The organism is Streptomyces sp. NPDC005566 (assembly GCF_040605575.1).
Lineage (GTDB): Bacteria > Actinomycetota > Actinomycetes > Streptomycetales > Streptomycetaceae > Streptomyces.
This window is the reverse complement of sequence record NZ_JBEXDB010000009.1, coordinates 18,188-30,704: the sequence shown is the minus strand read 5'-3', so window position 1 is coordinate 30,704 and position 12,517 is coordinate 18,188. Positions and strand designations below refer to the sequence as shown.

The 12,517-nt window shown below is 70.7% G+C and carries 8 protein-coding genes; 4 read left to right on the top strand and 4 right to left on the bottom strand.

The window, feature by feature from the left end; all coding sequences use genetic code 11:
- Window positions 1–8 precede the first annotated feature (8 nt).
- Complete coding sequence (locus tag ABZS61_RS16025) at window positions 9–1,388, top strand: GH1 family beta-glucosidase (RefSeq protein ID WP_356420370.1); 1,380 nt, start codon at window positions 9–11, stop codon at window positions 1,386–1,388.
- Window positions 1,389–1,485: 97 nt separating this feature from the next.
- Here ABZS61_RS16025 and ABZS61_RS16020 read toward each other — a convergent pair whose 3' ends face one another.
- The 3 genes from ABZS61_RS16020 to acnA all read right to left on the bottom strand — a co-directional run bounded on the left by ABZS61_RS16020 (window position 1,486) and on the right by acnA (window position 7,083).
- Window positions 1,486–2,886: an alpha/beta hydrolase domain-containing protein gene (locus tag ABZS61_RS16020; protein ID WP_356420367.1), complete on the bottom strand. Its 1,401-nt coding sequence runs from the start codon at window positions 2,884–2,886 to the stop codon at window positions 1,486–1,488.
- Between the two features lie 142 nt (window positions 2,887–3,028).
- Window positions 3,029–4,258 carry an ROK family protein gene (locus ABZS61_RS16015; RefSeq protein WP_356420365.1) on the bottom strand — a complete coding sequence of 410 codons (1,230 nt, stop codon included), beginning with the start codon at window positions 4,256–4,258 and terminating at the stop codon, window positions 3,029–3,031.
- Window positions 4,259–4,368: 110 nt separating this feature from the next.
- Window positions 4,369–7,083 (bottom strand): aconitate hydratase AcnA, encoded by a 2,715-nt coding sequence (gene acnA / locus ABZS61_RS16010; protein WP_356420362.1) that lies wholly within the window; start codon window positions 7,081–7,083, stop codon window positions 4,369–4,371.
- A gap of 713 nt (window positions 7,084–7,796) precedes the next feature.
- Here acnA and ABZS61_RS16005 point away from each other — a divergent pair.
- From ABZS61_RS16005 to ABZS61_RS15995, 3 genes are all read left to right on the top strand, one after another.
- Window positions 7,797–7,994, top strand: coding sequence for a DUF4236 domain-containing protein (locus ABZS61_RS16005; RefSeq protein WP_356420359.1), 198 nt, complete (start codon window positions 7,797–7,799; stop codon window positions 7,992–7,994).
- A 218-nt stretch (window positions 7,995–8,212) separates the two neighbouring features.
- Window positions 8,213–9,742: a UDP-N-acetylglucosamine 1-carboxyvinyltransferase gene (locus ABZS61_RS16000; RefSeq protein WP_356420356.1), complete on the top strand. Its 1,530-nt coding sequence runs from the start codon at window positions 8,213–8,215 to the stop codon at window positions 9,740–9,742.
- 932 nt (window positions 9,743–10,674) lie between these two features.
- Window positions 10,675–11,262 (top strand): snapalysin family zinc-dependent metalloprotease, encoded by a 588-nt coding sequence (locus ABZS61_RS15995; protein WP_356420354.1) that lies wholly within the window; start codon window positions 10,675–10,677, stop codon window positions 11,260–11,262.
- A 69-nt stretch (window positions 11,263–11,331) separates the two neighbouring features.
- Here ABZS61_RS15995 and ABZS61_RS15990 read toward each other — a convergent pair.
- The coding region (locus ABZS61_RS15990) for an alpha-amylase family glycosyl hydrolase (protein WP_356420352.1) at window positions 11,332–12,517 on the bottom strand (1,186 nt) is incomplete at its 5' end.

Here is a 12,517-nt window from a genome sequence, read left to right as displayed (position 1 = left end):
GGTTTCCCATGAGTGACTTCCCTGTCTTCCCGCCCGGATTCGTCTTCGGCGCGGCCACGGCCTCGTACCAGATCGAGGGCGCCGTGGAGGAAGACGGCCGCGGCCCGTCCATCTGGGACACCTACAGCCACTTGCCCGGCCGGACCGACGGCGGCGACACGGGTGACGTCGCCTGCGACCACTACCATCGCTACCCGCAGGACGTGGCGCTGCTGCGCGAGCTGGGCGTGGACTCGTACCGCTTCTCGATCGCCTGGTCACGCATCCAGGCCGAGGGCAGCGGCGCGGTCAACCCCAAGGGGCTGGACTTCTACTCCCGGCTCGTCGACTCGCTCCTGGAGGCGGGCATCGAGCCGGCCGCCACCCTGTACCACTGGGACCTGCCGCAGGCCCTGGAGGACCGGGGTGGCTGGCGGGTACGGGAGACGGCGGAGCGCTTCGGCGAGTACACCGCGATCATGGCCGAGCACCTGGGCGACCGGGTACCGCGCTGGATCACCCTCAACGAGCCGTGGTGCAGCGCGTTCCTCGGCTACTCCGTGGGCCGTCACGCTCCGGGCGCGCAGGAAGGGCGCGGGGCACTGGCCGCCGCGCACCACCTGCTGGTCGGCCACGGCCACGCGATGAACGCGCTGCGTGCGGCGGGTGTCCGCGAGGCGGGCATCACCCTCAACCTGGACCGCAACGTCCCGGCCACCGAGTCGGACGCCGACCTCGCCGCCGTCGTCAGGGCCGACACCCAGCACAACCTGGTGTGGACCGAGCCGCTCCTCGCGGGCCGCTACCCGGCCACCGAGGAGGAGACCTGGGGCGAGCTGATCACCGGCCAGGACTTCCGCCGCGAGGGCGACCTGGAGCTGATCTCCCAGCCGATGGACTTCCTGGGCATCAACTACTACCGGCCGATCGTGATCGCCGCCGCCCCGCACCGCGAGCCGGACCCGGCGCTGCGCGTCGCCACGGACAACCGGTACGCGGAGGGGAGCTACCCGGACGTCCGCAGGACGGCGATGAACTGGCCGGTCGTCCCGGAGTCCTTCACCGACCTGCTGACCGTCCTGAAGCAGACGTACGGGGACGCCCTGCCTCCGGTGCACATCACGGAGAACGGCTCGGCGGAGTTCGACAGCGTCGAGGCGGACGGTTCCGTCCACGACACGGACCGGGTGGAGTACCTGCGCGACCACCTGACGGCACTGCGGGCGGCCATGGACGCGGGTGTCGACGTACAGGGCTACTACGTCTGGTCGTTGCTGGACAACTTCGAGTGGGCGCTGGGCTATGCGAAGCGGTTCGGGATCATCCGCGTCGACTACGACACCCTGGAGCGCACACCCAAGGACAGCTACCGCTGGTACCAGCAGCTGATCGCGGCGCACAAGGCCTGATCACCTTCGCGGCGGGGGCGTACGCGTGCGGGACCACGCGTACGCCCCCGGTCGTGTACGTATGCGCCCGGCGCACCCCCGGCGCACCCCCGCAGTGTCAGTCCCGGCCCACGTCCGAGGACACCGCGTCCCGCAGGTTCGCGAGCGCGTCGGCCGGCAGGAGGTGGCCCTCCCGCACCGCACGGGCGTCGGCCGCCGCGACCCGGGCCGCGTAGCCGGCGTGTGTGGGATACAGCTGGTCCAACTGTTCGCCGGTGAACGGCACATGGGTCCCGAACAGCACGCAGAACGTCTCTCCCGTGTTGTCCCCGGTGTTCAGCGCGGTGGGGACCCCGACCTGCGAGAGCCTGATACCGCCCCGGGCCAGTCCGAGGGCGTCCCGGGTTTTGGTGCCGTCGGCGGCGAACTCCAGGGGAGGCGCGGCCGGCGGGAGCACGCCGTGTTCCACCCAGCGCCCCAGGTGCGCATAGGCGGCTGCGATCACGTGGTGCAGCGGGACCTCGCTGTACGGCGGCCGCGTGCAGGAGTACGTGGGGGCCGCACCGAGGTCACGGGTGAGCAGCGGTTCGCGGTACGCCTGCCCGTACCGGCCGGAGTGTGCGGACCCGGCCACCTCCCAGCGCCGGTAGCCGCTGTCGTCGGCCCGCCGGACGGGGGTGCGTACGTCGGTCTCCGACAGCACGTGGAACACCGGCTCGCCGCCCTTGCGGGTGGGCGCGGAGCCGACGATGAAGCCGTAGCCGTCGAACACCGGCTCGGTCTGCGGAAGCACCCGGTCGTAGTAGACCGTCATCCGGCCCGCCGACTGCGACGCCCCGATGCCCAGCAGCGTTCGCGCCCGGAGCGGGCCGAGTACCTTGCCGGTTCCCGCGCGCAGGGCCGCGGCTGCCTGCGCGTACACGTCGTACGACATCTCGTCGGCCGTGAACCGCCCCTGCCCCGTCACGTCGAGGTGCCCGTAGCGGACAGGGCTCCACCCGCGCAGCTGGTCGACGCCGACGCGCTGGGCCGACACGCCGACCCAGGCGTAGCCGGCGCGGGTGATCTGGTCGGGCGCCCACAGGGCGTCCAGGTCGTAGCCGCCGCTGACGTTCTGCCACTCCGTCAGCACCGTGCCGTTGAACCGCGCCGGGTTGCTCGGCCGCCGCACGATGATGCGGGTCGTGTACGGCACGTCGTCCGCGAGCCGTTCCCCGGTGGGGCCATAGGCGTCGGCCCGCCCTGACAGGTAGAACTCCTCCTCGACGTATCCGGCTTCGGCGAGACCGGGCGCGGAGAGCCAGGGGTAGGTGCCGGCCGCGTCGTCCGCCTTCGGATCCCCGGGCACGGAGCCGGCGACCGGGCCGCTCACAGCCGGATCCGCCGTTCCGGCGCGGTGGGCCGCCGGGTCCGCCGCCTCGGCGGGGAGGGCCGTCGCCGTCGCACCCGTGCCCAGAACGACAGCGGCCAGGGAGACCACCACCAGCCGTAAGGTTGTGCGCCACTTGATCAAGAGCACGCCTCTCTACTGCCGGCGGGCCGTCCGCCCGCCCTCACCCATGACGGTGCCGGGGGACCCGCGAGCGCGCACCGGCGAAACCACCGGCCGTGTGAATCGGCGCGGATGACCTACGCGGACAGACCGGTCGCGGGATCACCCGTCAACGCGCCGCGTACGCCCCCGGGTTCGCCAGTACGTCGTGCACCACCCGGGCCGCCGCGCCCCGTGCAGCGTCGCCGGAGACGGACGAGGCCCGCAGCCGGCTGCCGTTCTCGTGCCAACGGCCCGATACCACCCGCGCGGTGAGCTGGGCGTCCGCCGACTCCTCGAGCCACGGCATCAGGTTCCGGTAGATGCCGCCCAGGACGACCGCCTCCGGGTCGAAGAGGTTCACCGCGCCGGCCAGCACCACGCCCATCCGGTCCCCCGCGGTGCGCAGCGCCGTAACGGCCCGCGTCTCCCCGGCTGCGGCCCGCTGCTCCAGCTCACCGATCCCCCGGACCCCCGTGTCCGGGTCGATGCCGGCCGCCTCGAGCAGCGCCGCCCGGCCCGCGTACTGCTCCAGGCAGCCGCGCGCGCCGCACCGGCAGAGCGGGCCCTGCGGGTCGACGACCATGTGCCCGATCTCGCCCGCGAATCCGTGCGCGCCGCGCAGCATTTCGCCGTTCAGCACGAGGGCACCGCCGACGCCGATCTCACCGGTGAGATAGAGGAAGGTGCGTACGCCGCCGAGCCCGCCGAACCAGAGTTCGGCCAGTGCCGCGAGATTGGCCTCGTTGTCGGAACCGACGGCCAGGGCCCGCCCGGCGGGGCGCAGCGTGCTGAGCGCCTGCCCGAAGATGCCCTCGGCCGCGACCCTGTTCCAGCCGAGGTTGGGTGCCTGGCGGACCACGCCGCCGGAGACAAGGCCGGGCAGGGCCAGTTCGACGCCGACGACGCGCAGTTCCTGCTCGCGGGTGGAGCCGATGACCCGGTTGGTGAGCCTGGCCGCGTGCGCCAGCACGTCGGCTGCCGGGACGCCCCGGTGATCGGTGTGCTCGGTGACGCGGACCCGGTCGGTTCCGGTGAGATCGACGGCGCACACCGACACGTAGTCGATGTTGATCTCCACGCCGAGCCCGGCGGGACCGGTACGGGACAGCTTCAGTACGGTGCCGGGGCGCCCGGCCGACCCGCTGGAGGTCTTGCCCGACTCACTGAGGCAGTCCAGGGCGAGCAGTTCCTCGACGAGCGAGGAGACCGCGGCCCTGGTGAGCCCGACGAGGCTCGCGACCCTGGCCCGGGTGACCTCGCCCTCGTCGCGCACGGTCCGCAGGACCAGGCTCAGGTTGTGCCGCCGTACGGATTCGTGTCCGGCCTTGGCCGCGGGCGAGCTGAGGGTGTTCTTCATCAGACCTTCGAGCCTAGGGCCATTCGTCGGCATCGGGCCGGATCAGAGGCGCCAGCGGCGAAGGGCCGCACCCCCCGGGGGGTGCGGCCCTCGCTCACTTCTCGGTGCGTCTACTTGCGGATCAGGCTGCGGAGCACGTACTGCAGGATGCCGCCGTTGCGGTAGTAGTCCGCCTCGCCGGGGGTGTCGATGCGGACGACGCCGTCGAACTCCACACCGGTGTCGGTGGTGACCTTGACCGTGCGCGGCGTGGTGCCGTTGTTCAGCTCGGTCACACCGGTGAAGGAGAAGCTCTCCTCGCCGGTGAGGCCGAGGGTCTCCGCGGTCTGGCCTTCCGGGAACTGGAGCGGCAGGACGCCCATGCCGATGAGGTTCGAGCGGTGGATGCGCTCGTAGGACTCGGCGATGACGGCCTTGACGCCGAGGAGCGCGGTGCCCTTGGCCGCCCAGTCGCGGGACGAGCCGGAGCCGTACTCCTTGCCCGCCAGGATCGCGAGCGGGGTGCCCGCGGCCTGGTAGTTCTGCGAGGCGTCGTAGATGAACGACACCGGCGCGTCGGGCTGGGTGAAGTCGCGGGTGAAGCCGCCCTCTGTGCCCGGCGCGATCTGGTTGCGCAGACGGATGTTGGCGAAGGTGCCACGGATCATGATCTCGTGGTTACCGCGGCGCGAGCCGTAGGAGTTGAAGTCACGGCGCTCGATGCCGTGCTCCGTGAGGTACTTGCCGGCCGGGGTGTCGGCCTTGATCGCACCGGCCGGGGAGATGTGGTCGGTGGTGACCGAGTCGCCGAGCTTCGCCAGGACACGGGCGCCGGTGATGTCCTCGACCGGGGTCGTCTCCATCGTCATGCCCTCGAAGTACGGGGGCTTGCGCACGTAGGTGGACTCGGCGTCCCACTCGAAGGTGTTGCCGGTCGGGATCGGCAGCGCCTGCCACTGGGCGTCGCCCGCGAAGACGTCCTGGTAGGACTTGTTGAACATGTCCTCGCCGATGGAGTTGGCGACGACGTCGTTCACCTCGGCCTCGGAGGGCCAGATGTCCTGGAGGAAGACGGGCTTGCCGTCCTGGTCGACGCCGAGGGCGTCCTTGGTGATGTCGACCTTCATCGAACCGGCGATGGCGTACGCGACGACCAGCGGCGGGGACGCCAGGTAGTTCATCTTGACGTCGGGGTTGATCCGGCCCTCGAAGTTACGGTTGCCGGAGAGCACCGAGGTGACGGCCAGGTCGTGCTCGTTGACCGCCTTGGAGACCTCTTCCGGCAGCGGGCCGGAGTTGCCGATGCAGGTGGTGCAGCCGTAGCCGACGAGGTTGAAGCCGACCTTGTCGAGGTACGGGGTCAGGCCCGCCTTGTCGAAGTAGTCGGTGACGACCTTGGAGCCCGGGGCGAGGGTGGTCTTGACCCACGGCTTGCGGGTCAGGCCCTTCTCGACCGCCTTCTTCGCCACGAGCGCCGCGGCGACCATGACGTACGGGTTCGACGTGTTGGTGCAGGAGGTGATCGCGGCGACGGTGACGGCGCCGTGGTCGAGCTCGTACGTCGTGCCGTCGGGGGCGGTGACGGTGACCGGGTTCGACGGGACGCCGTTGGTGGCGGCCGGGGAGTCGGAAGCCGGGAAGGACTCCTTGCCCGCCTCCTCGTCGTCCGACACGTAGTTGCGTACGTCCTGGGCGAACTGCGCCTTGGCGTTCGCGAGGACGATGCGGTCCTGCGGGCGCTTCGGGCCGGCGATGGAGGGGACGACCGTGGAGAGGTCGAGCTCCAGCTTCTCGGAGAAGTCCGGCTCGGCGGCCGGGTCCAGCCAGAGGCCCTGCTCCTTGGCGTACGCCTCGACGAGCGCGACCTGCTGCGCGTCGCGGCCGGTCAGGCGCAGGTACTTCAGCGTCTCGTCGTCGATCGGGAAGATCGCGGCGGTGGAGCCGAACTCCGGCGACATGTTGCCGATCGTGGCGCGGTTCGCGAGGGAGGTGGCGGCGACGCCCTCACCGTAGAACTCGACGAACTTGCCGACGACGCCGTGCTTGCGGAGCATCTCGGTGATGGTCAGCACGAGGTCGGTGGCGGTGGTGCCGGCCGGAAGCTCGCCGGTCAGCTTGAAGCCGACGACACGCGGGATGAGCATGGAGACCGGCTGGCCGAGCATCGCGGCCTCGGCCTCGATGCCGCCGACGCCCCAGCCCAGCACACCGAGGCCGTTGACCATCGTGGTGTGCGAGTCGGTGCCGACGAGCGTGTCGGGGTAGGCCTGGCCACCGCGGACCATGACCGTGCGCGCCAGGTGCTCGATGTTGACCTGGTGGACGATGCCGGTGCCCGGGGGGACGACCTTGAACTCGTCGAAGGCGGTCTGGCCCCAGCGCAGGAACTGGTAGCGCTCCTTGTTGCGGCCGTACTCCAGCTCGACGTTCTGCGCGAACGCGTCGTTGGTGCCGAACTTGTCGGCGATGACGGAGTGGTCGATGACCAGCTCGGCCGGGGCCAGCGGGTTGATCTTCGCCGGGTCGCCGCCGAGCTCCTTGACGGCCTCACGCATGGTGGCGAGGTCGACGACGCAGGGGACGCCGGTGAAGTCCTGCATGATCACGCGGGCCGGCGTGAACTGGATCTCCTGGCTGGGCTGGGCCTGCGAGTCCCATCCGCCGAGCGCCCGGATGTGGTCGGCGGTGATGTTCGCGCCGTCCTCCGTGCGGAGCAGGTTCTCCAGCAGCACCTTCAGGCTGTAAGGGAGGCGCGCGGAGCCCTCGACCTTGTCCAGCTTGAAGATCTCGTACGACTCGTCGCCCACGCGCAGCGTGCTGCGGGCGTCGAAGCTGTTCGCCGACACGACAGTCTCCTTCTTCAATGTGCGCGTTCAACCGCGCCGCGCCTCATGTGCGGCCGGCGCCGCCTACGGCCCCCACCATCCGCTAAGGTAAGGATTAGTTAGGTAACCCTTACCGGCGGCGACTGCGGTGCGCCTCGGCAGATATCTCGATGTCGAGATAACTCTAGTACATCGCCGCCGCGCGGTCATGCCCGGGCGCCCGTGTCCGGCGCCACTCCGCGACGCCGCGCGTCCCCCGGCGAAGATCGAGCGGTTTCCGTCGGAAGCGCGGTGCAGGTCGAACAACCCCTCGGCGCACGAGTGCGGGTACCCCAGGCCTGGCACCTGATGCCCCAGACGCCTTAGCGCCACGCGCGGCCGGACCGCTGTCACCAGCGCTGCCACCACCGTCGCCGTCAGGGTGGAGACCTGTCCGCCCACCGGCGCCGCGGCCCGGGCGGCGGACCACGCGCACTCTCGCCGGCGCCTCCGCCTCCGCCGGGACAGGGCGCCGCGGTGGACACACCGGCCGCGACATCGGAGGGCCGCGCCCTGTACGAGGCCTCCGGATGGACGGCACCGGGCTCGCCGAACAGCGCGTTGCGGGGGCCCGACCCGGTAAAGAGGCCCGCCGCCCCGGGAGGGCAGAGGCGCTCCCGACGGGAGCGCCCCCTCAACCCCAGGCATGGACGGACGACTTCGGGATACCCGTACTCCTGACGAAGGAGGCGCAGATGCCGCTCACATTCCGCAAGAGCTTCCGGATCCTTCCTGGCGTCCGGCTGAACATCAACCGTCGTTCGTGGTCCGTCACGACCGGCGGACGGCACGGCCCGAAGCGAACCACCAGCAGCACCGGCCGACGCACCACGTCGATGGACCTGCCGGGCCCCTTCGGCTGGCGGAAGACGACCCGGCGCCGCCGCAGCTGACCTCTCACCCGTTCGGCGGAGCCCCGCGCGCCGGACCGCATGGCGCGAACGACCGTGTAGACGGGCGTCCGCCGGCGGTCCGGCGCCGCTCCGCGTGCCGGACGGCGTGCCGCTCGGCGGTCGGAAGCACCGTCCGGCACGCCGTCCGGTACCTGATGTCCACTCCAACCTCACACCCCCGCACGATCTTCATCTCATATGTGAGATAGCGTGCAGCCATGGAAGACGACTACCTCGCACGTATCGGCAAGCTCATCCGTGACGCCCGCCAGCACCGCGGCTGGACACAGACTCAGCTTGCCGAGGCGCTGGCCACCAGCCAGAGCGCCGTCAACCGCATCGAGCGCGGCAACCAGAACATCAGCCTTGAGATGATCGCCCGCATCGGCGAAGCCCTCGACAGCGAGATCGTGTCGCTGGGCTACGCCGGTCCCATGCACCTGCGGGTCGTCGGCGGACGCCGGCTCTCCGGCTCCATCGACGTCAAGACGAGCAAGAACGCCTGCGTCGCACTGCTCTGCGCCTCGCTGCTCAACAAGGGCCGCACCGTACTGCGCCGGGTGGCCCGCATCGAGGAGGTCTTCCGGCTCCTGGAGGTACTCAACTCCATCGGCGTGCGCGCCCGTTGGATCAACGACGGCGTGGACCTCGAGATCCAGCCGCCCGCACGCCTCGACCTGGAGGCCATCGACGCGGACGCCGCGCGCCGGACCCGGTCGATCATCATGTTCCTCGGCCCGCTGCTGCACCGCATGGACCGGTTCACGCTGCCCTACGCGGGCGGCTGCGACCTCGGCACGCGGACGATCGAGCCGCACATGATCGCGCTGCGCCGCTTCGGCCTGGACATCGCGGCGACCGACGGCCTCTACCACGCGCAGGTCGACCACGAGGTCAGGCCCGACCGACCCATCGTGCTGACCGAGCGCGGCGACACCGTGACCGAGAACGCGCTGCTGGCCGCCGCCCGGCACGACGGCACGACCGTCATCCGCAACGCCTCCTCCAACTACATGGTCCAGGACCTGTGCTTCTTCCTGGAGGCGCTCGGCGTGAAGGTCGACGGGGTCGGTACGACGACCCTCACCGTGCACGGTGTGCCGGAGATCGACGTGGACGTCGACTACTCCCCCTCCGAGGACCCGGTCGAGGCGATGAGCCTGCTGGCCGCCGCCGTGGTCACGGAGTCCGAGCTGACGATCCGCCGGGTCCCGATCGAGTTCCTGGAGATCGAGCTCGCGGTCCTGGAGGAGATGGGCGTCGACTGCGACCGCACGGCGGAGTACGCCGCCGACAACGGCCGCACCAGGCTGGTGGACCTCACGGTCCGGCCCTCCAAGCTGGAGGCGCCCATCGACAAGATCCACCCGATGCCGTTCCCCGGGCTCAACATCGACAACGTGCCCTTCTTCGCGGCCATCGCCGCCGCCGCGCACGGCAAGACCCTGATCCACGACTGGGTCTACGACAACCGCGCGATCTACCTCACGGACCTCAACCGGCTCGGCGGCCGACTGCAGCTCCTGGACCCGCACCGGGTCCTGGTCGAGGGCCCGACCCGCTGGCGCGCCGCGGAGATGATGTGCCCGCCCGCGCTGCGGCCGGCGGTGGTGGTGCTGCTGGCGATGATGGCGGCCGAGGGCACGTCCGTCCTGCGCAACGTGTACGTGATCAACCGCGGGTACGAGGAACTGGCGGAGCGGCTCAACTCGGTGGGTGCGCAGATCGAGATCTTCCGGGACATCTGAGGGGTGGGGTGCCGTGCCCCTTCGCGGCAAGGGGCACAACACCCCGCCATGCCAGCTGACCAGGGAATATTCGCCCTCACCACCTTTCACTGATCACCGCAACCCTTCAGCACCTTGTGCAACGCGCGTGCATTATGATCTTGCGTGATTGACGATGCGTCAGTCACGCCTGAGTGCCGTCAGCCTTGACGGAGGGTGGCCGCCGAAGTGGCCTCGGAACGCTGGATGCCGGTCGGCACAGCTGGCCTCGCCGCGAAACCAGCACGAGCCCCGCGTGATCGCCGCCAAAATCCCGCCGTGCCAGGCCGTCGCCGACCTCGCCGCCGGACGGGACACCCGCGAGCGGCTCCTGGCCGCCTGCCGTGACGAGCGGCGGTCGCCGAGGTCAAGGGTGTCCAGGCCGGGAGTACGCCAGCCGGGTGGCATACCGAGAAGATTCGGGCAGGTGTCGAAGGGCGCGTGTTGCACCTCGAAGCCGGCCGCCGACGCGTCGGCGTCGACACTCGAGACGGCTCCCCCGTACCCCGCCGCCACCGGCGATTGCGGGGTGGGGCGAGGGGTGGCGATGACGCGGGGGCCGCGGCACCGAGGGAGCCGATGACGGCGATCACGCACTGAGGAACGACACATTCCGGCCTACGGAACAACCAATCCGTACCTCCACTGAAGAACCCTCCGCGCAGGGGAACGCCGCATCACCCAGACCGTCAGGAGCGCCGTCTCACACGGCGCAGGCGGCCCGCTCCGGACCTCGGACGCGGTCCGCACCGCTCCTTTCCGGCCTCCCTTGATGACAGGGGCATGATAAGCGCGGAGCGATGGGCATAGTTCTGAGGCCCTCGGAGAACCTGCGACCGGCCACTCCGCCGGTCGCGCCCCCTCCCCGCTCTCGGTTCCGAGCGAGCCGAGCCCCCACGAGTGAAGGGACAGACATGCCGCACTCCTCATGGCTGAAGGCGGTCGGCGCCGCCTTCGCGGTCGCCCTGGCCACAGCACCAGCAGCCCACGCCGCACCCGCGCCCGCACCGGAGTTGACCGCAGCAACAAGCGTGGCTGCCGTAGTGACACTCCGCTACGACGACAGCCGCGCAGGCGGCTGGGAAGCGGCGATCGCCGCCGGAGTCGCCTCGTGGAACCGGAACGTCAGCAACGTCAGGCTCGTCGAAGCCGCACCCGGCACCCGGGCCGAGATCCAGATCGTCGCCACCAGTGGCTGGCCGCAGGCGACACTCGGACCGGTGCGCCCGGGTGGCCAGGTGCGTGTCGAACTCGGCAGCCAGGCCGTGTCCCAGGGCTATGACAAGACCCGCATCGCCACCCACGAGATGGGGCACAGCCTGGGCCTGCCCGACACCAAGCCCGGCCCGTGCTCCCAGCTGATGTCGGGGTCGGCCGCGGGCACCGGTTGCACGAACGCGGTCCCGAACGCGACTGAACGATCCCGCGTCGAGTCCGCCTACGCCGGCGGCCTCGCCTCGCTCGTTCCCGCCGACGGCCGCACCCTGGTGGACGCGCCTTAGCCGGCGGGACGACCATCGCGCGAGGTGCCCGGCCCACTCCGTGCGGCCGGACACCTCGCGCGCGTCGGATCACACCGCTGTCGCCCGATCCGGGTCGTCAAGGGGGGTGTTGACCCTCAGCCACCGGTAGCCGTACGGGTCCAGCGCGACATCGACGAGGCCGGCGGCCGCCGACTTGAGGGTGTCACCGGTGAAGACATCGGTGAGCAGCCGGCCGCCCCTCAGTCCCGGGACCTCGACGGAAGCGGTGACGGACCGCTCGGAGAAATTGTGCAGCACGAGCACCGCGCCGCCCTCCAGCGAACTGAGGTGGACCAGCACGCCCGGATCGTCCGCGTCGATGACCCGGTAGTCGCCCCAGGCCAACTCGGGGGTCTCCCGGTAGCGTTCGATCAGCGTCCGCATCCGACCCAGCGGCGAAGCCGGGTCGTGCGCTTGGTCGTGCGCGTTGACCTTCGTCGGGCCGAACGCACCCGTCACGACGGGATTGGGCAGCTCCACTCCCTCCCCCGCGGTGAAGCCGCCACCCTTGGCGGGTGTCCACTGCATCGGGGTGCGGACGGCCTGCCGGCCCTCGGCCGCGAGGTTCTCGCCCATGCCTATCTCCTCGCCGTAGAACAGCACCGGTGTGCCGGGCAGGGAGAAGAGCAGGCTGTACGCCAGTTCCACGCGCCGCCGGTCGCCGTCGACCATCGGCGGCAGGCGGCGGCGCAGGCCCCGGTCGTAGAGCTGCATGTCCTTGTCGGGGCCGAAGGCGGCGAACACCTCGGCGCGTTCGTCGTCGTCGAGTTTGTCGAGCGTGAGCTCGTCGTGGTTGCGGACGAACGTCGCCCAGTGCGCGTCGCGGGGCGCCGCGGGGCGCTCCCGGAGAGCCGCCGCCAGAGGGGCCGCCTCGCCCCGCGCCATCGACAGGTACATCTGCTGCATACCGATGAAGTCGAAGCACATGGTCAGCTCGTCACCGCGGGAGGACTCCGAGTCGCCGAAGAACTTCGCGGTGTCCGGGTAGGGCAGGTTCACCTCGCCCAGCAGCACCGCGTCACCGCTGCGACGTCCGAGGAAGGCTCGCAGGTCGGCGAGGTACTCGTGCGGGTCGGGCAGCAGGTTCGCGTCCTCCTGGCCGTCGGTCTCCAGCAGGAACGGCACCGCGTCGACCCGGAATCCCGACAGTCCGAGCTGCGTCCAGAAGCCCATGATGCGCGCTATCTCGTCACGGACCGCCGGGTTGGCGACGTTGAGGTCGGGCTGCTGCTTC